Origin of the sequence: Pseudorhodoferax sp. (assembly GCF_047601025.1) — a bacterium.
Taxonomy (GTDB): Bacteria; Pseudomonadota; Gammaproteobacteria; order Burkholderiales; family Burkholderiaceae_C; genus Pseudorhodoferax.
This window is the reverse complement of the sequence record NZ_JASGJZ010000001.1, coordinates 648,600-671,741: the sequence shown is the minus strand read 5'-3', so window position 1 is coordinate 671,741 and position 23,142 is coordinate 648,600. Positions and strand designations below refer to the sequence as shown.

Annotated in this window: 18 protein-coding genes and 1 tRNA gene; 10 read left to right on the top strand and 9 right to left on the bottom strand. The window is 69.2% G+C overall.

Going from position 1 to position 23,142, the window contains the following annotated elements; genetic code table 11:
- Nucleotides 1-12: 12 nt before the first annotated feature.
- The 3 genes from aceF to lpdA are packed head-to-tail and all read left to right on the top strand — an operon-like array spanning nt 13 to nt 4,116.
- Nucleotides 13-1,665, top strand: coding sequence for a dihydrolipoyllysine-residue acetyltransferase (gene aceF, locus QM782_RS03210; RefSeq protein ID WP_415201485.1), 1,653 nt, complete (start codon nt 13-15; stop codon nt 1,663-1,665).
- Nucleotides 1,666-1,675: 10 nt separating this feature from the next.
- Nucleotides 1,676-2,260: an MFS transporter gene (locus QM782_RS03205; RefSeq protein ID WP_415201484.1), complete on the top strand. Its 585-nt coding sequence runs from the start codon at nt 1,676-1,678 to the stop codon at nt 2,258-2,260.
- 35 nt (nt 2,261-2,295) lie between these two features.
- On the top strand, nt 2,296-4,116 hold the full coding sequence (gene lpdA / locus QM782_RS03200; RefSeq protein ID WP_415201483.1) for a dihydrolipoyl dehydrogenase: 1,821 nt from the start codon (nt 2,296-2,298) through the stop codon (nt 4,114-4,116).
- A gap of 67 nt (nt 4,117-4,183) precedes the next feature.
- Here lpdA and QM782_RS03195 read toward each other — a convergent pair whose 3' ends face one another.
- The 7 genes from QM782_RS03195 to mfd form a co-directional block, all read right to left on the bottom strand.
- A complete protein-coding gene (locus tag QM782_RS03195) occupies nt 4,184-4,735 on the bottom strand; it encodes a DUF1439 domain-containing protein (protein ID WP_415201482.1) in 552 nt (183 codons plus the stop codon).
- A gap of 5 nt (nt 4,736-4,740) precedes the next feature.
- Nucleotides 4,741-6,282 carry a SpoVR family protein gene (locus QM782_RS03190; RefSeq protein WP_415201481.1) on the bottom strand — a complete coding sequence of 514 codons (1,542 nt, stop codon included), beginning with the start codon at nt 6,280-6,282 and terminating at the stop codon, nt 4,741-4,743.
- 31 nt (nt 6,283-6,313) lie between these two features.
- Nucleotides 6,314-7,585 (bottom strand): YeaH/YhbH family protein, encoded by a 1,272-nt coding sequence (locus QM782_RS03185; protein ID WP_415201480.1) that lies wholly within the window; start codon nt 7,583-7,585, stop codon nt 6,314-6,316.
- 25 nt (nt 7,586-7,610) lie between these two features.
- Complete coding sequence (locus QM782_RS03180) at nt 7,611-9,533, bottom strand: PrkA family serine protein kinase (RefSeq protein ID WP_415201479.1); 1,923 nt, start codon at nt 9,531-9,533, stop codon at nt 7,611-7,613.
- A gap of 187 nt (nt 9,534-9,720) precedes the next feature.
- Complete coding sequence (gene serB / locus QM782_RS03175; RefSeq protein WP_415201478.1) at nt 9,721-10,437, bottom strand: phosphoserine phosphatase SerB; 717 nt, start codon at nt 10,435-10,437, stop codon at nt 9,721-9,723.
- Nucleotides 10,434-11,051: a hypothetical protein gene (locus QM782_RS03170; RefSeq protein ID WP_415201477.1), complete on the bottom strand. Its 618-nt coding sequence runs from the start codon at nt 11,049-11,051 to the stop codon at nt 10,434-10,436. The genes serB and QM782_RS03170 overlap by 4 nt, the downstream gene beginning before the upstream one ends.
- Nucleotides 11,052-11,058: 7 nt before the next feature.
- Complete coding sequence (gene mfd, locus QM782_RS03165; RefSeq protein ID WP_415201476.1) at nt 11,059-14,538, bottom strand: transcription-repair coupling factor; 3,480 nt, start codon at nt 14,536-14,538, stop codon at nt 11,059-11,061.
- Between the two features lie 93 nt (nt 14,539-14,631).
- Between mfd and ispD the strand changes: the two genes are divergently transcribed.
- Both ispD and ispF read left to right on the top strand, forming a co-directional pair.
- The gene (gene ispD, locus QM782_RS03160) at nt 14,632-15,360 is read left to right on the top strand and encodes a 2-C-methyl-D-erythritol 4-phosphate cytidylyltransferase (protein ID WP_415201475.1); all 729 of its coding nucleotides are present in this window, start codon (nt 14,632-14,634) and stop codon (nt 15,358-15,360) included.
- On the top strand, nt 15,357-15,836 hold the full coding sequence (gene ispF, locus QM782_RS03155; RefSeq protein WP_415201474.1) for a 2-C-methyl-D-erythritol 2,4-cyclodiphosphate synthase: 480 nt from the start codon (nt 15,357-15,359) through the stop codon (nt 15,834-15,836). Before ispD ends, ispF begins: the two co-directional genes overlap by 4 nt.
- On the opposite strand, the gene QM782_RS03150 is transcribed toward ispF, so the two are convergent.
- Both QM782_RS03150 and ompR read right to left on the bottom strand, forming a co-directional pair.
- Nucleotides 15,827-17,146 (bottom strand): ATP-binding protein, encoded by a 1,320-nt coding sequence (locus QM782_RS03150; protein ID WP_415201473.1) that lies wholly within the window; start codon nt 17,144-17,146, stop codon nt 15,827-15,829. The genes ispF and QM782_RS03150 overlap by 10 nt on opposite strands.
- A gap of 268 nt (nt 17,147-17,414) precedes the next feature.
- Nucleotides 17,415-18,146: a two-component system response regulator OmpR gene (gene ompR, locus QM782_RS03145; protein ID WP_415201472.1), complete on the bottom strand. Its 732-nt coding sequence runs from the start codon at nt 18,144-18,146 to the stop codon at nt 17,415-17,417.
- 180 nt (nt 18,147-18,326) lie between these two features.
- Here ompR and QM782_RS03140 point away from each other — a divergent pair, with 180 nt between their 5' ends.
- From QM782_RS03140 to phaR, 5 genes are all read left to right on the top strand, one after another.
- Nucleotides 18,327-19,034, top strand: coding sequence for an SIMPL domain-containing protein (locus QM782_RS03140; protein ID WP_415205577.1), 708 nt, complete (start codon nt 18,327-18,329; stop codon nt 19,032-19,034).
- A gap of 45 nt (nt 19,035-19,079) precedes the next feature.
- On the top strand, nt 19,080-20,036 hold the full coding sequence (locus QM782_RS03135; RefSeq protein WP_415201471.1) for an alpha/beta fold hydrolase: 957 nt from the start codon (nt 19,080-19,082) through the stop codon (nt 20,034-20,036).
- A gap of 11 nt (nt 20,037-20,047) precedes the next feature.
- A complete protein-coding gene (locus QM782_RS03130; RefSeq protein ID WP_415205576.1) occupies nt 20,048-22,288 on the top strand; it encodes a RelA/SpoT family protein in 2,241 nt (746 codons plus the stop codon).
- A 59-nt stretch (nt 22,289-22,347) separates the two neighbouring features.
- Nucleotides 22,348-22,424, top strand: a tRNA-Val gene (locus QM782_RS03125).
- Nucleotides 22,425-22,588: 164 nt separating this feature from the next.
- Nucleotides 22,589-23,122 (top strand): polyhydroxyalkanoate synthesis repressor PhaR, encoded by a 534-nt coding sequence (gene phaR / locus QM782_RS03120; protein ID WP_415201470.1) that lies wholly within the window; start codon nt 22,589-22,591, stop codon nt 23,120-23,122.
- The last annotated feature ends 20 nt before the right edge of the window (nt 23,123-23,142 follow it).

Here is a 23,142-nt window from a genome sequence, read left to right as displayed (position 1 = left end):
GAGACGCACAACATGGCATTGGTGGAAGTGAAGGTCCCCGACATCGGGGATTTCGACAACGTGGCCGTCATCGAAGTGATGGTCCAGCCCGGCGACACGATCAAGGTCGAGCAGTCGCTGATCACGGTGGAGAGCGACAAGGCCTCGATGGAGATCCCCTCCAGCGCGGCTGGCGTGGTCAAGGAACTGCGCGTGCAGGTCGGCGACAAGGTCAGCGAAGGCTCGGTCGTGCTGCTGCTGGAGGCCGACGGCGCTGCCGCCGCGGCGCCGGCTCCAGCTCCCGCGGCACCTGCTGCCGCACCCGCCCCGGCGCCGGCCGCGGCTGCGCCCGCCGCCGCGCCGGCGCAGGCCAGCGGCCCGGTCGAGGTGCGCGTACCCGACATCGGCGACTTCAAGGACGTGGCCGTGATCGAGGTCATGGTCCAGCCCGGCGACACGGTCAAGGTCGAGCAGTCGCTGATCACGGTCGAGTCCGACAAGGCCTCGATGGAGATCCCGTCCTCGGCTGCCGGCGTGCTGAAGGAGCTGAAGGTCAAGGTCGGCGACAAGGTCAACCAGGGCGACCTGATCGCCGTGCTGGAAGGCGCCGGTGGTGCAGCCGCTCCGGCCCCGGCGGCGGCAGCCGCCGCGGCGCCCGCACCGGCTGCTGCCTCCGCGCCGGCGCCTGCATCGGCGCCCGCGGCGGCCGCTGCGCCCGCGCACGACCCGACCAAGGCCCCGAGCGCCAGCCTGCCCCATGCCTCGCCGTCGGTGCGCAAGTTCGCGCGCGAACTCGGCGTGCCGCTGGAGGAGGTCAAGGGCTCCGGCGCCAAGGGCCGCATCACGCAGGACGACATCCAGAACTTCACCAAGGCCGTGATGAGCGGCGCGGTGCAGACCCGGGCCCAGGCCGCCAAGGCCCCGGCCGGTGGCGGTGGTGCCGACGGTGCCGCGCTGGGCCTGCTGCCCTGGCCCAAGGTCGATTTCACGAAGTTCGGCGAGATCGAGCGCAAGCCGCTGGGCCGCATCAAGAAGATCAGCGGTGCCAACCTGCACCGCAACTGGGTCATGATCCCGCACGTCACCAACCACGACGACGCGGACATCACCGACCTGGAAGCCTTCCGCGTCGCCACCAACAAGGAGAACGAGAAGTCCGGCGTCAAGCTCACGATGCTGGCCTTCATGATCAAGGCCTCGGTCGCTGCACTGAAGAAGTTCCCCGAGTTCAACGCCTCGCTGGACGGCGAGGAGCTGGTGCTCAAGAAGTACTTCCACATCGGCTTCGCGGCCGACACGCCGAACGGCCTGGTCGTGCCCGTGATCAAGGACGCCGACAAGAAGGGCGTGATCCAGATCAGCCAGGAAATGGGCGACCTGGCCAAGAAGGCGCGCGACGGCAAGCTGGGCCCGGCCGACATGAGCGGCGCCTGCTTCACGATCAGTTCGCTGGGCGGCATCGGCGGGCGCTACTTCACGCCGATCATCAACGCGCCGGAAGTCGCCATCATGGGCGTGTGCAAGAGCAACATCGAACCGCGCTGGGACGGCAAGCAGTTCCAGCCGCGGCTGATGCTGCCGCTGTCGCTGTCGTGGGACCACCGCGTGATCGACGGCGCCGCCGCTGCGCGCTTCAACGCCTACTTCGGCCAGTTGCTCGCCGACTTCCGCCGGATCCTGCTCTGACGGCGCGGGCATGACGACCGTCGTTGTCGTGAAGAAGGCGGGCCAGGTCGCGATCGCGGCCGACACGCTCGTCACCTTCGGCGACACGCGGTTGACGCACCGCTTCGAGGACAACAGCAAGATCTTCCCGCTCGACACGCCGGACGGGCTCACCTACGTGGGCATGGCCGGCACCGTGGCGCACTTCCCCGTGCTGCGCAAGGCCCTCGCGGGCCTGCCGCGCGAGGAACTGCGCCTGTCGGGCAAGGACGAGGTGTTCGAGACCTTCACGCGGCTGCATCCCATCCTGAAGGAGCGCTTCTTCCTGCAGACCAAGGAAGAGGACGGCGATCCCTACGAGTCCAGCCAGTTCAGCGTGCTGCTGGCCAACGCCAGCGGCATCTACGGGCTGTACAGCTACCGCGAGGTGTTCGAGTTCAAGGAGTTCTGGGGCATCGGCTCGGGGCGCAGCTTCGCGCTCGGAGCCATGCACGCGGCCTCGCGCCACGCCCGGACCGCCCGCGAGCTCGCGCTGATCGGCGTGCAGACCGGCTGCGAATTCGACAAGAACTCGGCCGGTCCGGCCGAGGTGTACACGGTCAAGACGAAGAAATAGGCCGGCGCCCGAGGCGCGGCAATGGAGAGAGATTCATGGCAAGCATCGACATCAAGGTTCCCGACATCGGCGACTTCAAGGACGTCGCCGTCATTGAGCTGCTGGTCCAGGTGGGCGACGTCATCAAGCCCGAGCAGTCGCTGATCACCGTGGAGAGCGACAAGGCTTCGATGGAGATCCCGGCCAGCCACGGCGGCAAGGTCACCGCGCTGAAGGTCGCCGTGGGCGACAAGGTCAGCGAGGGTTCGGTGGTGCTGACGGTGGAGGCCGATGCCGCGACCGCCTCGCCGGCACCGGCTCCCGCGCCGGCGCCCGCCGCGGCCGCGCCGGCCAAGGCGCCGGCTCCTGCGGCGTCCGCGCCCGTCCCGCAGGCCGCCGGCAGCTATGCCGGCCCGGTGGACGTGGAATGCGACACGCTCGTGCTCGGCGCCGGCCCCGGCGGCTACTCCGCCGCGTTCCGCAGCGCCGACCTGGGCATGAAGACCGTGCTGGTCGAGCGTTATGCCACGCTGGGCGGCGTCTGCCTGAACGTGGGCTGCATCCCGTCCAAGGCGCTGCTGCACGTGGCCGCCGTGATGGACGAGGTCAAGCACTTCGCCGCGCTGGGCGTGGAGTTCGCGCCGCCCACGGTCGACCGCGCCAAGCTGCTGGCGCACAAGAACAAGGTCGTCGGCAAGCTGACCGGCGGCCTGGCGGCCATGGCCAAGATGCGCAAGGTCACCACCGTGCGCGGCGTCGGCAGCTTCATCGACCCCTACCACCTGGAAGTGCAGGAAACCTCGGGCACCGGCCAGGAGCTGACCGGCAAGAAGCAGGTCGTCAAGTTCCGCCACTGCATCATCGCGGCCGGTTCGCAGGCCGTGCAGCTGCCGTTCATGCCCAAGGACGATCCGCGCGTGGTCGATTCCACCGGCGCGCTGGCGCTGGGCACCGATCCCAAGCGCATGCTGATCCTGGGCGGCGGCATCATCGGCCTGGAGATGGGCACGGTCTACTCCACGCTGGGCGCGCGCCTGGACGTGGTGGAGATGCTGGACGGCCTGATGCAGGGCGCCGACCGCGACCTCGTCAAGGTCTGGCAGAAGATGAACGCGCCGCGCTTCGACAACATCATGACCGGCACCAAGACCGTCGGCGCCGAGGCGACCAAGGACGGCATCAAGGTCATGTTCGAAGGCGCCAACGCGCCCAAGGAGCCGCAGGTCTACGACCTCGTGCTGCAGGCCGTGGGCCGCAGCCCCAATGGCAAGAAGATCGGCGCCGACAAGGCCGGCGTGGCCGTGACGGACCGCGGCTTCATCCCCGTGGACATCCAGATGCGCACCAACGTGGCGCACATCTTCGCCATCGGCGACATCGTCGGCCAGCCCATGCTGGCGCACAAGGCGGTGCACGAGGCGCACGTGGCGGCCGAGGTCATCGCTGGCGAGCAGAAGGGCGACAAGGAATTGGCCAGCGCCGCGTTCAACGCGCGCGTGATCCCCAGCGTCGCCTACACCGACCCCGAGGTCGCCTGGGTCGGCCTGACCGAGGACCAGGCCAAGGCCGAGGGCATCAAGGTCAAGAAGGGCCTGTTCCCATGGACGGCCTCGGGCCGTGCCATCGCCAACGGCCGCGACGAGGGCTTCACCAAGCTGCTGTTCGACGCCGAGACGCACCGCATCCTGGGCGGGGGCATCGTCGGCACGCACGCCGGCGACATGATCGGCGAGGTGGCCCTGGCCATCGAAATGGGTGCCGACGAGATCGACATCGGCAAGACCATCCACCCTCACCCCACGCTGGGCGAGAGCATCGGCATGGCGGCCGAGGTGGCGCACGGCACCTGCACGGACCTGCCGCCGCAGAAGAAGTAGCAGTCCAGTCCCGCAAGGGGTTCGCTCCGCAGAAAAGGGCCGCTTCAGCGGCCTTTTTTTTGCGCATCTACAGCAAGGCCACCTTGATCCCGTCCGCCAGCACGGTGATCGCGCCGACCTCGTAGGTCTTCAGGCCGAAGGTCATTTCCTCCTTCGTGAAGCTGCGCAGCACGTGGTCGTGCAGCAGTTCCTGCGCGACCACGGCGCCGATGCGGCGCAGGCGGTCGGCGTCGCTGCCCGGCAGGCCCTGCAGTTCCAGGCTTTCGACGCTGGGCCGGTCCAGCCGCAGCGTGCGGGTGGCGGCGTCCCAGCGCAGCGCGCTGCTCATCGCCACGGTGCCCTCGACCAGGCCGGTGCCCAGCCAGGGGCTGCCGATGGCCAGCGCGGCCGTGATGGCGGTGCGCTGCGCGCGTGCGTTCAGGCCCAGCCGCGGGTCGTGCAGGCGCACGCTGAAGACTTCGGCGTAGCGCTGCTCCAGCGGGAACTGCCGGTCCACCAGGGCCTGCAGTTCGGTATGGCTGGCCGTGTACTCGCCGGTGAAGAAATTGAAGCCCGCATGCGCCGCGGCCGGCAGCGCGGCGAGCGTTGCCAGCCAGCGGCGGCGCGACAGGCCGGCCACGCCGTTCAGGGCGCCGGCGGATCGCCGGCGCGCCGGCGCCGGTCCTGCCGGTGCTCGGCCACCAGTTCCACCGAGCCGTCGGCGTTCTGTCGCTCCATCCGCACGTTGAAGCCCCACAGCGAGGCCAGGTGCGACAGCATGGTGTCGGCCGAATCGCCCAGCGGGCGGCGCTGGTGCGCGAAGTGGCGCAGCGTCAGCGAGCGGTCGCCGCGCAGGTCCACGTTCCACACCTGGATGTTGGGTTCGCGGCTGCCGAGGTCGTACTGCTCGGACAGCTGGCGCCGCAGCGCGCGGTAGCCGTTCTCGTCGTGGATGGCCTGGATCTCCAGCCTGCTGCGGCTGTCGTCGTCCAGCACCGAGAAGAAGCGGAACTCGCGCATCAGCCGGGGCGACAGGAACTGCGCGACGAAGCTCTCGTCCTTGAAGTTCTGCATCGCGAAGTCGAAGGTCTTGCGCCAGTCCGAGCCCGCGATCTCGGGGAACCAGGCGCGGTCCTCGTCGGTCGGCTCCTCGCAGATGCGGCGAATGTCGCGCCACATCGCGAAGCCCAGCGCGTACGGGTTGATGCCCGAGAAATGCGGGCTGTTGTACGGCGGCTGGTAGACCACGTTGGTGTGCGACTGCAGGAACTCCATCATGAAGCCGTCCGACAGCTGGCCCTGGTCGTACAGCGTGTTCAGGATGGTGTAGTGCCAGTAGGTGGCCCAGCCCTCGTTCATGACCTGGGTCTGGCGCTGCGGATAGAAGTACTGGCCGATCTTGCGCACGATGCGCACGATCTCGCGCTGCCAGGGCTCCAGCAGCGGCGCGTGCTTCTCGATGAAGTACAGCAGGTTCTCTTCCGGCTCTTTCGGGAAGCGCTCCACGTGTTTGTGCTGCTCGGCTTCGTGGCGCGGCGGCAGCGTGCGCCACAGGTCGTTCACCTGGGCCTGCAGGTATTCCTCGCGTTCCTTCTGGCGCAGCGTCTCCTTCTCCAGCGACAGCCTGGGCGAGCGCTTGTAGCGGTCCACGCCCACGTTGGTCAGCGCGTGGCAGGCGTCGATCAGCCGTTCTACGGCCTCCACGCCGTGGCGCTCCTCGCACTGCGCGATGTAGTTCTTGGCGAACACCAGGTAGTCGATGATCGCGTCGGCGCTGGTCCACTGCCGGAACAGGTGGTTGCCCTTGAAGAACGAGTTGTGCCCGTAGGCCGCATGGGCGATCACCAGCGCCTGCATCGGCAGCGTGTTCTCGTCCATCAGGTAGGCGATGCACGGGTTGGAGTTGATGACGATCTCGTAGGCCAGCCCCATCTGGCCGCGCTTGTAGCGGTTCTCGGTGGCCAGGAAATGCTTGCCGAACGACCAGTGGTGGTAGTAGACCGGCATGCCGATGGAGGCGTAGGCGTCCATCATCTGCTCGGCGCTGATGACCTCGATCTGGTGCGGATAGCAATCCAGCCCGTAGTCGCGGGCCACGCGCGCGATGGCCTCGTCGTAGGCCTCGATGGCCTCGAAGCTCCATTCGGAGCCGCCGGGCAGCGGCTGGAACTGGGTCTTGGTCAGCATGGGTTTCCCTCGCGGCGGCGCCAGGCGGTCTTCAGGCCCGGCGCTTGAACAGTTCGCGGAACACGGGGTAGATGTCGGCCAGGGTGGCGATGCGCTGCATCGCGAAGCGGCCGGCGCGTCCGGCCTGCAGCTTCTCGTACTCTTCCCACAGGTTCTGCGGCGGGCCGTCGGTGATCTCGATGTAGGCGAAGTACTGCGTCAGGTCCAGGATCTGGTTCTCCAGGATCTCGCGGCAGCGCGGCGAGTCGTCGTGCCAGTTGTCGCCGTCGGAGGCCTGTGCGCCGTAGATGTTCCATACGCTGCTGGGATAGCGCTTGACGATGATCTCGTGCATCAGCGTCAGCGCGCTGGAGACCACGGTGCCGCCGGACTCGCGCGAGGTGAAGAAGTCTTCCTCGTTGACCTCGCTGGCCACGGTGTGGTGGCGGATGAACACGACCTCGATGTGCTCGTAGTTCCGGTTCAGGAACAGGTACAGCAGCATGAAGAAGCGCTTGGCCACGTTCTTGCGCCCCTCGTCCATCGAGCCGGACACGTCGAGCAGGCAGAACATCACGGCCTGGGTCGAGGGCTTGGGCGTCTTGACGCGGTTGTTGTAGCGCAGGTCGAAGGTGTCGACGAAGGGGATGGCCTCGATCTTGGCGCGCAGCTTGGCGATCTCGCGCTGCACGCGCTCGACCTCGGGGTCGTCCTCGGGCAGCGTCTCGCGCAGTTCGGCCAGCTCCTTCTCCAGCGCGCGCAGCTGCGCCGTGTACGGGCCGCCGATGGCCACGCGCCGGCCGGCGGCGCCGCGCATGGTGCGCGTGAGGTTCACGTTGGTCGGCACGCCGGTCTGCACGAAGCCGGCGCGCGTGCGCTTGTACTGCTCGATCTGGGCCAGCTGCTGCTTGACGAGGTTGGGCAGCGCCATCTCGTCGAAGAAGATGTCCAGGAATTCTTCCTTGGTCAGCGTGAAGACGAAGTCGTCCAGGCTCTCGCCCTCGTTGCTGGCCTGGCCCTTGCCGCCGCCACCCCCGCCGCCGCCCTTGGGACGCTCGACCTGGTCGCCGGCGTTGAAGCGGTCGTTGCCGGGGCGCACCGCTTCCCAGACGCCGCCGCGGCCGTGCTCGAACTGGGGCTCGTCGATGTCCTTGCCGGGGATACCGATCTTCTCGCCCTCGTCCAGGTCCTTCAGGCCGCGCTTGTTGATCGCGTCCGAGACGGCCTTGCGGATCTGGCCCTTGAAGCGCCGGATGAAGCGGCTGCGGTTGACGGAGCTCTTGTTCTTGCTGTCGTAGCGTCGGTCGACGATGCGCACGCTCATGTCATGGCCTCCGCCTCCCCGGTCCTCAGGACGACTTGCGCACGCGCAGGTACCACTCGCACAGCAGCCGCACCTGCTTCTCGGTGTAGCCCTTGGTGATCATGCGGTTCACGAAGTCCTGGTGCTTCTTCTGCTCCTCGTTGCTGGCCTTGGCGTTGAACGAGATCACGGGCAGCAGGTCCTCGGTGTTGGAGAACATCTTCTTCTCGATCACCGCGCGCAGCTTCTCGTAGGAGGTCCAGGCCGGGTTCTTGCCGTCCTGCCGTGCCCGGGCGCGCAGCACGAAGTTCACGACCTCGTTGCGGAAGTCCTTGGGGTTGGAGATGCCGGCGGGCTTCTCGATCTTCTCCAACTCGTCGTTCAGCGCGGCGCGGTCCAGGATCTCGCCGGTGTTCGGGTCGCGGTACTCCTGGTCCTGGATCCAGAAGTCGGCATAGACCACGTAGCGGTCGAAGATGTTCTGGCCGTACTCGGAGTAGCTCTCCAGGTAGGAGGTCTGGATCTCCTTGCCGATGAACTCCGCGTAGCGCGGCGACAGGTACTCCTTGATGTAGCGCAGGTACTTCTCGCCGATCTCGGGCGGGAACTGCTCCTGCTCGATCTGCTGCTCCAGCACATACATCAGGTGCACCGGATTGGCCGCCACCTCGCGGTGGTCGAAGTTGAACACGCGCGACAGGATCTTGAACGCGAAGCGCGTGGACAGGCCGGTCATGCCCTCGTCGACGCCGGCGAAGTCGCGGTATTCCTGGAAGCTCTTGGCGCGCGGGTCGGTGTCCTTCAGGTTCTCGCCGTCGTACACGCGCATCTTGGAATAGATGCTGGAGTTCTCCGGCTCCTTGAGCCGCGAGAGCACCGAGAACTGCGCCAGCATGCGCAGGGTGTCCGGCGCGCAGGGCGCATGGCCCAGCGAGGAATTGACGACCAGCTTCTCGTAGATCTTGATCTCGTCGGACACGCGCAGGCAGTACGGCACCTTGACGATGTAGATCCGGTCGAGGAAGGCCTCGTTGTTGCGGTTGTTGCGGAAGGCCTGCCACTCGGCCTCGTTCGAGTGGGCCAGGATCAGTCCGTCGAACGGGATCGCGCCGAAGCCTTCGGTGCCCTTGTAGTTGCCCTCCTGCGTGGCGGTCAGCAGCGGGTGCAGCACCTTGATCGGCGCCTTGAACATTTCCACGAACTCGAGCACGCCGCGGTTGGACAGGCACAGGCCGCCGGAATACGAGTACGCGTCCGGATCGTCCTGGGAATAGGTCTCCAGCTTGCGGATGTCGATCTTGCCGACCAGCGAGGAGATGTCCTGGTTGTTCTCGTCGCCCGGCTCGGTCTTGGACACGGCGATCTGCTTGAGCACCGAGGGCCGGATCTTGACCACGCGGAACTTGGTGATGTCGCCGCCGAACTCCTGCAGCCGCTTGACGGCCCAGGGGCTCATGATGGTCGTGAGGTAGCGGCGCGGGATGCCATAGTCAGTCTCCAGCAGGTCGGCATCCTCGTTCGGGTCGAACAGGCCCAGCGGCGACTCGTGCACCGGCGAGCCCTTGATCGCGTAGAACGGCACCTTCTCGATCAGGTACTTGAGCCGCTCGGCCAGCGAGGACTTGCCGCCGCCCACCGGGCCCAGCAGGTACAGCACCTGCTTCTTCTCCTCCAGGCCCTGGGCCGCGTGGCGGAAGTACGAGACGATGTTCTCGATCACCTCTTCCATGCCGTACAGGTCGCGGAAGGCCGGGTACACGCGGATCATCTTGTTGGCGAAGATGCGCGACAGGCGCGGGTCGGTGCGCGTGTCCACCAGCTCCGAGTCCCCGATCGCCAGCAGCATGCGCTCGGCGACGCTGGCATAGGCCGAGGGGTCTCGCTTGCACAACTCCAGGTACTCCTGGACCGACATCTCCTCTTCCTGCGCGGCTTCGAAGCGGTCCTGGTAACGGGCAAAGATCGACATCGTTTCTCCTGGTGACTCGGGATCGGCTGTCAACGCTTTGGGTCGCGTTTGGCGGCTAGGTTCAAACCATCATAGTCTCTCGCTGCCAGTGTGTAGCAACAAATATGCAAGGTCTTGCGGGGCAATCGAATCCCCTCGGAATCGGGGGTTCACGGGTCCGCAAGAATCTTCACGCATCGTGCCGGCGTCAGGGCCGCAGCAGCTCGAGCAGGCGGTCTAGGCCACCGGTCTCGATCGAGACCATGGCCTGCTCGCGCACCCTGGGCTTGGCGTGGTAGGCCACGGACAGGCCGGCCTCGCCCATCATCGGCAGGTCGTTGGCGCCGTCGCCGACCGCGATGGCCTGGCGGGGATCGACGCCCAGCAGCGAGGCCACCTCCAGCAGCGTGCGGCGCTTCTCGGCGCCGTCGCAGATGTCGCCCCAGCACTGCGGCACCACGCGGCCGGTCAGCCGGCCATCGGCCTCCTCCAGCAGGTTGGCGCGCACGAAGTCGATCCCCAGCCGCGCGCGCACGCGGTCCGCGAAGAAGGTGAAGCCGCCCGAGACCAGCAGTACCTTCAGTCCCGCGGCCTGGCAGGCGCCCACCAGTTCGGCCGCGCCGGGGTTCAGCCGCAGGCGCTCGTCGTAGACCCGCTGCAGCGCCGCGACCGGCACGCCCGCGAGCAGCGCCACGCGGCGCGTGAGGCTCTCCTTGAAGTCCTTGATCTCGCCGCGCATCGTGGCTTCGGTGATGGCCGCCACCTCGGCCTTCTTGCCGGCCGCGTCGGCGATCTCGTCGATGCATTCGATGTTGATCAGCGTCGAGTCCATGTCGAACGCGATCAGCTTGAAATCCGCGAGGCGTCGCGGGGATGCGAGGCCGCGGATCACGAGGCCGGGGGCGAAGCTCTGGTCAGTAGTCATGGGCGGGGCAGGTAGTGCCGGTCCGACCAGGTGGCGAGCCAGTCCGGGCGGAACGCGACGAAGATAGCGACCAGCATGCCGGTCACGATGGCGTCGGCCCAGGCCATGAGCCACAGGGCGACGAACGGTAGCTGCACGTCGGCGGGCGGCAGCTCGGCGACCAGCGTGTACTCCGCCAGCAGTGCGGCAAAGGTGCACAGCAGCGTGCCGAAGAAGCCGCGGCCGAAGATGTAGACGAACGGGTTGCGCGGCAGGCGCCGGACCAGTGCGCCCAGGCCGAGCGCCAGCGTGGCCGGCACCAGGCCCTGCCACACCGCCAGTGCCAAGGCTGCGTCGACCGGCAGGCCGCCGATCAGCGCTGCCAGCGCGCCGACGGCGAGCAGCGCCGGCACGGCCAGCGGCCAGCCCAGCATCAGCAGCACCAGGCAGGCGCCGGACCAGCGCAGCGACAGTGGCATGGGGTGCAGCGCCGGCAGCGCCCACAGCACCGGCAGCACAACTAGCGTGGCCAGCAGCGGCGTTGCCAGCCGTGCGCCGGCCAGCATGCGCCAGGGGCGCAGCGCCAGGGCGATAGCCAGCGCCAGCAGCAGGGCGGCGGCGTGCAGCAGCGCCATGGGGGGATCAGGCGGGCTGCGCCGCCACCGGCTGGCCCAGGTGCCGCAGCACGTCGCGCACCATCTGCGCGCGCTCGCGCGGCTCGGGCAGGGCCCGCTCGATGCGCAGCTTCTCGTTGCCGACCAGCTTGATGTGCCTGTTCTTCTGGATCAGCTCGATGATGCGCATGGGTTCCACCGGCGCGTTCGGCTTGAAGGTGATGTGGATCACGCCCGGCGCGGCGTCGACCTTGACCACGCCGTAGGGCCGCGCCAGCACGCGCAGGCGGTGCACGTCGATCAGCGTCTGCGCCTGCGGCGGCAGCTTGCCGAAGCGGTCGACGATCTCCTCCAGCAGGCGGTCCACCTGTTCCGCGTTCTTCGCCGTCGCCAGCTTCTTGTAGAACGACAGGCGCAGGTGCACGTCGCCGCAGTAGTCGTCGGGCAGCAGGGCCGGGGCGTGCAGGTTGATCTCCGTCGTGGCCGACAGCGGCGCCAGCAGGTCCGGCTCCTTGCCTTCCTTCAGGCTGCGCACGGCCTCGGACAGCATCTCGTTGTAGAGCTGGAAGCCGACCTCCAGCATGTTGCCGCTCTGGTTCTCGCCCAGCACCTCGCCGGCGCCGCGGATCTCCAGGTCGTGCATCGCCAGGTAGAAGCCCGAGCCCAGCTCCTCCATCTGCTGGATCGCGTCCAGCCGCTGCTGGGCCTGCTTGGTCAGGCCGTCCAGGTCGGGCACCATCAGGTAGGCATAGGCCTGGTGGTGGCTGCGGCCGACGCGCCCGCGCAGCTGGTGCAGCTGGGCCAGGCCGAACTTGTCGGCGCGCGCGATGACGATGGTGTTGGCGCTGGGCACGTCGATGCCGGTCTCGATGATGGTCGAGCACAGCAGCACGTTGAAGCGCTGGGCCACGAAGTCGCGCATCACGCGCTCCAGCTCGCGCTCGGGCATCTGGCCGTGGGCCACGGCGATGCGCGCCTCGGGCAGTAGCTCCTCCAGCTTGGCGCGGCGGTTCTCGATGGTCTCGACCTCGTTGTGCAGGAAGTAGGCCTGGCCGCCGCGCTTGAGCTCGCGCAGCACGGCCTCGCGGATCACGCCGTTGTTCTCGCTGCGCACGAAGGTCTTGATCGCCAGCCGGCGCTGCGGCGCGGTGGCGATGACCGACAGGTCGCGCAGGCCCTCCAGCGCCATGCCCAGCGTGCGCGGGATCGGCGTGGCCGTCAGCGTCAGCACGTCGACCTCGGCGCGCAGCGCCTTCATGGCCTCCTTGTGGCGCACGCCGAAGCGGTGCTCCTCGTCGATGATCAGCAGGCCCAGGTTCTTGAACTTCACGCTGGCCGACAGCAGCTTGTGCGTGCCGACCACGATGTCCACGCTGCCGTCGGCGATGCCCTTGGCGGCCGCCGTGATTTCCTTGGCCGAGCGGAAGCGGCTCATCTCGGCCACCTTGACCGGCCACTTGGAGAAGCGGTCCACCAGCGTCTGGTAGTGCTGCTCGGCCAGCAGCGTGGTCGGCGCGAGGAAGGCCACCTGCTTGCCGCCGGTGACGGCGACGAAGGCCGCGCGCAGCGCCACCTCGGTCTTGCCGAAGCCCACGTCGCCGCAGACCAGCCGGTCCATCGGCCGCGGGCTCACCATGTCCTGGATCACGGCGTGGATCGCGGCGTTCTGGTCGGCCGTCTCGTCGAAGCCGAAGTCGTTGGCGAAGGTCTCGTAGTCCTGCGCCGAGAAGCGGAAGGCATGGCCCTCGCGCGCGGCCCGCCGGGCGTAGATGTTCAGCAGCTCGGCGGCGGCGTCGCGCACCTGCTCGGCGGCCTTGCGCTTGGCCTTCTCCCACTGGCCGGAGCCGAGCTTGTGCAGCGGTGCCTCGCTGGCGCTGACGCCGGTGTAGCGGCTGACCAGGTGCAACTGGCTGACCGGCACGTACAGCACCGCCTTGTCGGCGTATTCCAGGTGCAGGAACTCGGTGTTGCCCTGGCCCAGGTCCAGGTTCACCAGGCCCAGGTAGCGGCCGATGCCGTGCGCCGCGTGCACCACCGGGTCGCCCACGTTCAGCTCGGCCAGGTCCTTGATCAGCGCCTCGACGTCGCTGACCTGTTCCTGCTTGCGGCGCCGGCGCGTGGTCGGGCCGGCCGCGAACAGCTCGGTTTCGGTCACGAAGTCGATGCCGGCCTCCGGCCAGGCGAAGCCGGCGGCCAGCGCGCCGGTGGCCATGCCCAGTTGCTCGTCGCTCTGCTGGAACTCGGCCAGGCTGTCGAACACCGGCGGGCTCAGGCGGCTGGCGCGCACGAAGTCCAGCAGGCTCTCGCGCCGGCCGTCGGATTCGGCCAGCAGCAGCACGCGCTGCCGGCTGTCGCGCAGATGGCCGGCCAGCTTGGCCAGCGGCTCCTCGGCGCCGCGCAGCACGGCCAGCGGCGGCAGCGGCGCGAACTCGGCATAGGGCGGGCTGGCGCCGCCGTCGGCCGGCGCCGGGCGCAGCGCCAGCTGGGCATGGCGGTTGGCCTCGGCGTAGAACTGCTCGCTCGACAGGAACAGCGCCTGCGGCGGCAGCACCGGCCGCTCGGGGTCGCCCTGCAGCAGGCGGTGGCGCTCGCGCGTGTCCTGCCAGAAGCGCTGGAACGCGGCGTCCAGGTCGCCGTGCAGCACCACGGTGGCGGCCTCGCCGAGGTAGTCGAACACCGTGGCCGTGTCCTCGAAGAACAGCGGCAGGTAGTACTCGATGCCGGCCGTGGCCACGCCGTTGCCCATGTCCTTGTAGATGCGGCTGCGCGTGGGGTCGCCCTCCAGCAGCTCGCGCCAGCGGCTGCGGAAGCGCGCACGCGCGGCGTCGTCCATCGGGAACTCGCGGCCCGGCAGCAGCCGCACCTCGGGCACCGGGTACAGGCTGCGCTGGCTGTCGGGGTCGAAGGTGCGGATCGAGTCGATCTCGTCGTCGAACAGGTCCACGCGGTAGGGCACCGGCGAGCCCATCGGGAATAGGTCGATGAGGCCGCCGCGCACCGCGTACTCGCCGGGGCTGACGACCTGGGTCACGTGGCTGTAGCCGGCCAGCGTGAGCTGCGCCTTGAGCCGGGCCTCGTCTAGCTTCTGCTTGGCCTGGAAGTGGAAGGTCGTGCCGGCCAGGAAGCCGGGCGGCGCCAGGCGGTACAGCGCGGTCGTGGCCGGCACCAGCACCACGTCCACGCCGGCCTGCGGATCGCCCTGGGCGGCGCCCGCGTACAGGCGCCACAGCGTCGCCAGGCGCTCGCTGATCAGGTCCTGGTGCGGCGAGAAGGTGTCGTAGGGCAGCGTCTCCCAGTCCGGGAACAGCGCGCAGCGCAGCCCGGGCGCGAAGAAGCGCAGTTCCTCCAGCAGGCGCTGCGCGTCGTTCGCGTCCGAGGTCACGATGGCCGTGACCTTGCGGCCGGCCTGGTCGCGCTCGGCCAGGCGGGCCAGCAGCAGGGCGTCGGCGGAGCCCGGCGGGCGGGGCAGGGTGAAGCGTTTGCCGGGGGTGAGCTTGGGAAGGTCCATGGGGCGGGAGCTGAAAACGCAAAAGCCCCCCGCCGGGCGAGGGCGGGGGGTGTCTGGCCATTTTAGGGAGGACCGCTTTCTAGAATCGCGCGGATGGACAAGCAGAACGATGCGCGCCACTACGCCCTGATCCCCTGCGCGGGCAGCGGTAGCCGGGCGCTGCGGCCGGGCGCGGCGCAGCCTAAGCAGTACCGGAGCGTGGCCGGCCAGCCGATGGTGATGCACACGCTGGCGGCCTTCGCCGGCGTGCCGCGCATCCGCGCCGTGCTGGTGGTGGTGGCGCCCGGCGACGACTTCCTCGAGCGGCACGGCGCGCCCTGCCTGGTGCGCGACTGCGGTGGCGCCTCGCGCGCGCTGAGCGTGCGCAACGGCCTGCGCGCCCTGGTCGCGCACGGCGCCGCCGACGACGACTGGGTGCTGGTGCACGACGCCGCGCGCTGCCTGGTCACGCCGGACCAGATCGAGGCCCTGATCGACGCCTGCGCCGGCGACCCGGTCGGCGGCCTGCTGGCGCACCGCCTGCCCGACACGCTGAAGCAGGAGGACGGTGCCAGCCGCGTGGCGGCCACGCTGCCGCGCGCGGACAAGTGGCTGGCGCAGACGCCGCAGATGTTCCGCATCGGCCTCCTGGGCCGCGCGCTGGACGCTGCGCTGGCGGCCGATGCCGACGCCGTGACCGACGAGTCCAGCGCGGTCGAGGCCCTGGGCCTGGCGCCGCGGCTGGTGCCGGGCGGCGCGCTGAACTTCAAGGTCACCTATCCGGAAGACTTCGCCCTGGCCGAGCAGGTGCTGCGCGGCCGGCGGCAGGGAGCATCCACATGAACATCCGCATCGGCGAGGGCTGGGACGTGCACGCCCTGGTGCCCGGCCGCCCGCTCGTGATCGGCGGCGTGACGATCCCGTACGCCATGGGCCTGCTGGGCCACTCGGATGCCGACGTGCTGCTGCACGCGATCACCGACGCGCTGCTGGGCGCGGCCGCGCTGGGCGACATCGGCACGCATTTCTCGGACCGCGACCCGCAGTTCGCCGGCGCCGACTCCATGGCGCTGCTGGCCGAGGCTGCGCGCCGCGTGGCGGCCGAGGGCTACCGCATCGGCAACATCGACAGCACCGTGATCGCCCAGGCACCGCGGCTGGCGCCCCACGTCGCGGCCATGCGCGCGGGCATCGCCCGCACGTTGGGCCTGCAGGTCGGCCAGGTCAACGTGAAGGCCAAGACGGCCGAGAAGCTGGGCCCCGTGGGGCAGGGCCAGAGCATCGAGGCGCGCGCGGCGGCGCTGCTCTATCAGGACTGACCGACCCGGCGCGCCCGCTGCAGCCGGATGTGCGCGGCCAGGCCGCCGGAGCGCGTGTTGGTCAGCTGGAAGCCGCCGCCCATGCGGTTGACGACGGTGTCCACGATGGACAGGCCCAGGCCGGCGCCGGTGGCGGCGGTGCGCGCGGTGTCGCCACGGAAGAAGGGCTTGGACAGGTCGGCCAGCTGCGATTCGCTGACGCCGGGGCCGCGGTCGCGCACCTTGATCAGCACCCAGTCGTCGCGTGCCCTGGCGGCGATGTCGACCTCGGTCACGTCGGTGCCGGGCGTCTTGCCGTAGCGGCGCGCGTTCTCCAGCAGGTTGGACAGCACGCGCGCCAGCTCGGTCGCGTCGGCCATGACCCACAGCTGCTCGGGCAGCATGATGTTGATGCGGATGTCGTCGTGGTCGCGCACGGCGTAGGCGCAGGCCTCGACGACCTGGTTCAGCGACACCGGCTTGAGGTCGATGTGGCCCGGCCGCGCGTAGTCCAGGAACTTGTCGATGATGCGGTCGAGTTGCTCGATGTCGGCCACCATGTGCGCGCGCGCGTCGGGGTCGCCCACGCTCATCTCGGTCTCCAGCCGCAGCCGCGCCAGCGGCGTGCGCAGGTCGTGCGAGATGCCGGCCAGCATCACCACGCGGTCCTGCTCGACCTTGGCCAGCCGCTGCGCCATGCGGTTGAAGCCGATGTTGACCTCGCGGATCTCGCCGGTCACGCTGCCTTCGTCGAGCTGGCCGGCCACGAAGTCGCCCTCGCGCACGCGGCTGGTCGCGACCAGCAGATGCTTGAGCGGGCGGTTGATCAGCCCCGCGATCAGCGCTGCGCCGGCCAGCGAGATGGCGCCGGTGGTCAGCAGCCAGATCAGCCAGGTCGTGCTGTTGGTCGGCGAGAAGCGGTCCAGGTCGGTCTGCAGCCAGTTCGGGTCGCCGTTGATCGTGAAGCCGACCCACAGCCCGGGCTCGCCGTTGACGGCGCTGGCGACCACGGTGCCGTTGCCCAGCCGCGAGACCAGTTCGGCGACGATGCGCCGGTTCAGCGCGCTGTTGTCCAGCGGCACGAACCGGTCCTTGGGTTCGTGCGGCGCGATGCGCACGCGCTCCTGCTCGGCCATGGCCTTGAGCAGCGAGACGCGGGCGATCGGGTCGGCGTACTGCAGCGCTGCCCGCGAGAGGTTGACCAGCGCCGCGATCTGCTGCGCCGTCTGGATCGCGCGCGGCTCGAACTCGAGCTGGCGCATGGTCTGCAGCCAGGCCAGCATGCTGCCCAGCAGCAGCATGGTCAGCAGGATGAAGGTGCGCCAGAACATGCTGATCGCCAGCAGCGATCGGGCGCCGCCCCTTCTGGGCGGCTGCAGTTCCAGCGGCGCCGGGCTGGTGCCGTCCGAGAGATCCGGCTGAGGGGGGGAGGGGCTGAACAGCACGAGGGAACGCGCGCTCGCCGCCTTCTCAGAAGCTGTGAACGAATCGAGCGCGCACCCCGGCCCGAAGGGCAGGGCCCCGGGCACGGCGATGGCCATGCGCGTGGACGCTCACCGGAGGCCTCGCGTGGGCGGGAGGGACTCGTTCACGGGCTTTTCAGTTGGCGCCGTCCGGCACGAACACGTAGCCCACGCCCCAGACGGTCTGGATGTAGCGCGGCGCCGCGGCGTCCTGCTCGACCAGCTTGCGCAGGCGCGAGACCTGCACGTCCAGGCTGCGGTCGAAGGGCTCGAACTCGCGGCCGCGCGCCAGCAGCGCCAGCTTCTCGCGCGACAGCGGCTGGCGCGGGTGGCGCACCAGGGCCTTGAGCATCGCGAACTCGCCGGTGGTCAGCGGCAGTTCCTCGCCGTTCTTGCGCAGCGTGCGCGCGCCCATGTCGAACGCGAACGGGCCGAAGTTCGTGACCTCGTTGTCGGTCGACGGGGCGCCGGGCGCTTCCTTGGCCGGGCGGCGGCGCAGCACGGCGTGGATGCGCGCCAGCAGTTCGCGCGGGTTGAAGGGCTTGGCCAGGTAGTCGTCGGCGCCGACCTCCAGGCCGACGATGCGGTCGATGTCCTCGCCCTTGGCCGTCAGCATGATGATCGGCGTGCGGTCGTTGGCGGCGCGCAGGCGGCGGCAGATGGACAGGCCGTCCTCGCCGGGCATCATCAGGTCCAGCACGATCAGGTCGGCCGTCTCGCGCAGCATCAGCCGGCTCAATGCCTTGCCGTCTTCCGCCAGGATGACTTCGAAGCCTTCCTGCACCAGATAGCGCCGCAGCAGGTCGCGGATGCGCGAGTCGTCATCCACCACCAGAATCTTGTCGGGTCGGGAAGATGTCTGAGACATAGGGATTGCACGGAAGCTGTAAGCGCGCCGATTCTGCAACGCGATGCCCGCCGATCGGCCCAAAGGCCCCGTCCTGGACACACTGTTACAACTCGGGCGCGGGGTTTTACCGCCTGTATGCAGTTTGGGGCGAGGATCGCCCCTTTGTTCAAAAATGGAGGTCACGTACCCATGTCCCTGATGCAGAAGTCCTGTTCCATCGCCTGGCTGGCCGGCGCGGTCGCGTTGTTCGCGGCGCCGCTGCAGGCCCAGCCGCTGCCGCCGCCGCAGAACGTCGTGCAGCTGTCGGCCAGCGGCACGGTCGACGTGCCGCAGGACCATCTGAGCCTGACGCTGGGCACCACGCGCCAGGCGGCGGATGCCGCCACGGTGCAGACGCAGCTGAAGGCCGTCGTCGACGCCGCGCTGGCGGAGGCGCGCAAGGCCGCGGCGCCAGGCCAGCTGGAAGTGCGCAGCGGCGGCTTCAGCCTGTACCCGCGCCACACCGAGGACGGCCGCATCAGCACCTGGCAGGGGTCGGCCGAGATCGTGCTGGAGGGGCGCGACTTCGGGCGCATCACCAGCACCGCGGCCCGCGTGTCGGGCCTGACGGTGAGCCAGGTGGCGTTCAGCCTGAGCCGCGAGGAGCGCGCGCGCGTCGAGGCCCAGGCACAGGCCATGGCCATTGCGCAGTTCCGGGCCAAGGCGGCCGAACTGGCGCGCGCCTTCGGCTTCGCCGACTATGCGCTGCGCGAGGTGTCGGTGATGGCCGACGATGCCGGCACGCTGCCGCACCCGCGCATGGCGGCGATGCAGTCCAAGGCGTATGCGGATGCCGCGCCGGTGCCGGTGGAGGCGGGCAAGACCGCCGTCACGGTCACGGTGTCCGGCAGCGTGCAGCTGAAGTAGATGGCTTAGGATGGCCGACCCTGCTCCGCCATCCGATCGCCCGCCATGACCGCTCCCGCCCTGCACCACGTCGTCTGCCCCGGTCCCGCTGCCGCAGCCCCCGCTGCAACGCCGGAGGCGGCGGGCGGGCACCGCATGGCCTATTGGCAGTGGGGCGACAGCGGCCACCCGCACGTGCTGGTCTGCGTGCACGGCCTGTCGCGGCAGGGCCGTGATTTCGATGCGCTGGCGCGTGCGCTGGCGCCGCACATGCGCGTGGTCTGCCCCGACGTCGTGGGCCGCGGCTGCAGCGACTGGCTGGCCGATTCCGCCGGCTACCAGATCCCGGTCTATGCCGCCGACATGCTGGCGCTGCTGGCGCAGTTGCACGCGCAGGCGCCGATCGCGTCGCTGGACTGGGTCGGCACCAGCATGGGCGGGTTGATCGGCATGGTGGTGGCCGGCCAGCCCGGGCTGCCGTTGCCGGCGCCGCTGCGCAGGCTGGTGCTCAACGACGTCGGCCCGGCCGTGCAATGGCAGGCGCTGCAGCGCATCGGCACCTACCTGGGCAAGAGCGGCAGCTTCGCCTCGCTGGAGGCGGCGGCCGACGCGATGTGGGCGGTGTCCACCGGCTTCGGCCCGCATACGCGCGAGCAGTGGCTGGAGCTGTCGCGCCACATGGTGCGTCCGGCCGTGCCCGGCCAGACCGGGGGTGAGCTGCTGCTGCACTACGACCCGCGCATCGCCGAGCCGTTCGACGCGCTGACCGAGGAAGCCGCTGCGCGGGGCGAGACCGCGCTGTGGCAGATGTACGACCAGATCCGCGCCGAGACGCTGCTGCTGCGCGGCGCCGAATCGGACCTGCTGGCACGCGAGACCGCGCAGTGCATGACCGAGCGCGGCCCGCGCGCCCGGCTGGTCGAACTGCCCGGCGTGGGCCATGCGCCCACGCTGGTGCGCGAGGACCAGATCCGCATCGTGCAGGAATTCCTGCTGGGTGCCGATCCGGCGCCACGGCGGTGAAGCCGTCGGCGGTGCGGCAGGGCGGTGCGCCGCTGGCGACGCCGGTGCCGGTCAACGACCTGATCGCCGCTAGCGAGCGCACGCTGGCCGACCAGGTGCATGCGCTGGCCCGCGCCCGCGCGTTCGCCGAGCCGCTGATCGCCGGCGAGACGCTGGATTCCGGCGAGAACACGCTGGCGCATGCCGACGCCGTGGCCGAGATTCTGCGCGCCGTCGGTGGCTCGGAGGCCATGCAGGCCGCTAGCTATCTGGTGCACGCCTGCGTGCACCTGAACCGCCCGCGCGAGGTCATCGCCAAGGCCTTCGGCGAGAACTTCGCGACGCTGGCGGTCGAGACCACGCAGCTGATGCGCGTGCAGCGGCTGTCGCGCGGTGCGCGGTCGTCCGCGCACCTGGTCGACGATCCCGCGGTGCAGACCGAGACCGTCCGCAAGATGCTGCTGGCGTTCTCGCGCGACCTGCGCGTGGTCATGCTGCGGCTGGCCTCCCGGCTGCAGACGCTGCGCTGGTGCGCGGCCAGCCGGACGCCGGTCAGCGAGCAACTGGCGCGCGAGTCGCTGCAGGTGTTCGCGCCGCTGGCCAACCGGCTGGGCATCTGGCAGATCAAGTGGGAGATGGAGGACCTCGCGTTCCGCTTCCTGGAGCCGGCGACCTACAAGCAGGTGGCCCGCCTGCTGGACGAAAAGCGCACCGAGCGCGAGGCCGGCATCGAGCAGCTGCGCAGCACGCTGCAGCAGGAACTGCAGGCCCAGGGCATCGCCGCCACCGTGCAGGGCCGGCCCAAGCACATCTACAGCATCGTCAAGAAGATGCGCGGCAAGTCGCTGAGCTTCGAGCAGGTGTTCGACGTGCGCGCGCTGCGCGTGATCGTGCCCACCGTGGCCGACTGCTATGCGGTGCTCGGCTGGGTGCACGAGAAGTTCCAGCCGCTGCCGGACGAGTTCGACGACTACATCGCCAGGCCCAAGGGCAACGGCTACCAGTCGCTGCACACGGTGGTGCGGCCGCGGCTGGACGCCGGCCGCCTGGGCCAGCCGATCGAAATCCAGATCCGCACCCAGGCCATGCACGACCACGCCGAGCACGGCGTGGCTGCCCACTGGGCCTACAAGGAGGCCGGCGCCAAGGGCTACGCCGGCGTGTCGGCCAGCGGCGCCTACGACGCCAAGATCGCCGTGCTGCGCCAGTTGCTGGCCTGGGAGCGCGACCTGTCCGGCGAGGTGCGCCCGGCCGGCCTGCCGGCCAACGGCCACCAGGTCGACCTGCTCAGCGACCGCATCTACGTGCTGACGCCGGAGGCGGCCGTGGTCGAGCTGCCGGCCGGGGCCACGCCGGTGGATTTCGCGTACGCGGTCCATACCAGCCTGGGCCACCGCTGCCGCGGCGCACGCGTCGATGGCGCGATGGTGCCGCTGAACACCGCGTTGCAGAACGGACAGACCGTCGAGATCCTGGCCGCCAAGGAAGGCGGCCCCTCGCGCGACTGGTTGAATGCCGAGCTCGGCTATCTCGTCAGCCCGCGTGCCCGCGCCAAGGCGCGGGCATGGTTCAACGCCGCCGCGCTGCATGCCACGGTCACGCGCGGGCGCGAGATGGTGGAAAAGCTGCTGCAGCGCGAAGGCAAGACGGCGCTGCGGCTGGACGACATCGCCTCGCAGCTGGGGTTCAAGTCCGCCGATGCGCTGTTCGAGGTGGTCGGCAAGGACGAGTATTCGCTGCGCAACATCGAGCTGCTGCTGCGTCCGGCGGCGCCGGCGTCCCCGCCGGACGAGCCCCTGCTGAAGAAGGCGCGCGGTGCGCACAAGGGCGGCGTGCTGGTCGTCGGCGTCGATTCGCTGATGACGCAGCTGGCCAAGTGCTGCAGGCCGGCGCCGCCGGATGCCATCGTCGGCTTCGTCACGCGGGGCAAGGGCGTCAGCATCCACCGTGCCGACTGCAGCAACCTGCGCGAGATGGCCGCCCGCAACGCCGAGCGCGTGATCCAGGTGGAATGGGGCCGGGCGCGCCAGGAGACATCGGCCGTCTATCCGGTCGACGTGGCCGTGGAGGCGGCCGACCGCCAGGGGCTGCTGCGCGACATCTCGGACGTCTTTGCCAAGGAGCGCATGAACGTGATCGGCGTGCAGACCCAGTCGGTCAAGGGCACGGCGTGGATGACGTTCACGGTGGAGGTCTCCGATGCCGCGCGGCTCGCCCGCGTGCTGGGCGTCGTGGCCGAGGTGCCGGGCGTGCGCTCGGCCCGGCGCCGCTGAATTTTTGGGGCCGGCTTGAATGTCGGCAAAAACTGTGGCTATAATCGTAGTCTATCGGCAGGCGCGTAGCTCAGCTGGTTAGAGCACCACCTTGACATGGTGGGGGTCAGGGGTTCGAGTCCCTTCGCGCCTACCATCGCTTGTTTCCATGGACCAGATGGAAACACACACAGGCGATGGAATTCCTTCTCAGTGCCCGGTTTTTCAGCGTTCAGGGTTAACCTTGGGCGGGTGGCCCGGTGCGCTTCATAGAATCTGCTGCGGTGCAGCGCGCACCATCATCTCCATCCGAGGATTGCAGTGCAGACCAACAAGCCCAGTGCCGACAAGCCGGCCGAGCGTGTCATCAAGAAGTATCCGAACCGGCGTCTGTACGACACAGCCACTTCCACCTACATCACGCTGGCGGAGGTCAAGAAGCTGGTGATGGGCAGCGAGCCGCTGGTCGTGCGCGATGCCAAGACCGGCGAGGATTTGACGCGCTCCATCCTGCTGCAGATCATCCTGGAAGAGGAGGCGGGCGGCGCGCCGCTGTTCACCGAGCAGGCGCTGGCCAACATCATCCGCTTCTACGGCAACACCATGCAGAGCTTCATCGGGCCCTACCTCGAGAAGAACATGCAGGCCTTCGTGGACGTCCAGACCAAGCTGACCGAGCAGTCCAAGAGCATGTCGCCCGAGCTCTGGGCGCAGTTCCTGACCATGCAGTCGCCGCTGATGCAAAGGATGATGGGCAGCTACGTGGAGCAGTCCAAGAACATCTTCGTGCAGATGCAGGAGCAGATGCAGAAGCAGACCGAGCAGTTGCTCGGCTCGCTGGGCGTCAAGCGTTGAAGCGGGTGCCGCATAGGGCG

Bases quoted from the DNA above. Each gene is read 5' to 3' on its own strand.
- aceF (WP_415201485.1), top strand. From the start codon at position 13: ATGGCATTGGTGGAAGTGAAGGTCCCCGACATCGGGGATTTCGACAAC.
- QM782_RS03205 (WP_415201484.1), top strand. From the start codon at position 1,676: ATGACGACCGTCGTTGTCGTGAAGAAGGCGGGCCAGGTCGCGATCGCG.
- lpdA (WP_415201483.1), top strand. From the start codon at position 2,296: ATGGCAAGCATCGACATCAAGGTTCCCGACATCGGCGACTTCAAGGAC.
- QM782_RS03190 (WP_415201481.1), bottom strand. From the start codon at position 6,282: ATGCTGACCAAGACCCAGTTCCAGCCGCTGCCCGGCGGCTCCGAATGG.
- QM782_RS03185 (WP_415201480.1), bottom strand. From the start codon at position 7,585: ATGAGCGTGCGCATCGTCGACCGACGCTACGACAGCAAGAACAAGAGC.
- QM782_RS03180 (WP_415201479.1), bottom strand. From the start codon at position 9,533: ATGTCGATCTTTGCCCGTTACCAGGACCGCTTCGAAGCCGCGCAGGAA.
- serB (WP_415201478.1), bottom strand. From the start codon at position 10,437: ATGACTACTGACCAGAGCTTCGCCCCCGGCCTCGTGATCCGCGGCCTC.
- QM782_RS03170 (WP_415201477.1), bottom strand. From the start codon at position 11,051: ATGGCGCTGCTGCACGCCGCCGCCCTGCTGCTGGCGCTGGCTATCGCC.
- mfd (WP_415201476.1), bottom strand. From the start codon at position 14,538: ATGGACCTTCCCAAGCTCACCCCCGGCAAACGCTTCACCCTGCCCCGC.
- ispD (WP_415201475.1), top strand. From the start codon at position 14,632: ATGGACAAGCAGAACGATGCGCGCCACTACGCCCTGATCCCCTGCGCG.
- ispF (WP_415201474.1), top strand. From the start codon at position 15,357: ATGAACATCCGCATCGGCGAGGGCTGGGACGTGCACGCCCTGGTGCCC.
- QM782_RS03150 (WP_415201473.1), bottom strand. From the start codon at position 17,146: ATGTTCTGGCGCACCTTCATCCTGCTGACCATGCTGCTGCTGGGCAGC.
- ompR (WP_415201472.1), bottom strand. From the start codon at position 18,146: ATGTCTCAGACATCTTCCCGACCCGACAAGATTCTGGTGGTGGATGAC.
- QM782_RS03140 (WP_415205577.1), top strand. From the start codon at position 18,327: ATGCAGAAGTCCTGTTCCATCGCCTGGCTGGCCGGCGCGGTCGCGTTG.
- QM782_RS03135 (WP_415201471.1), top strand. From the start codon at position 19,080: ATGACCGCTCCCGCCCTGCACCACGTCGTCTGCCCCGGTCCCGCTGCC.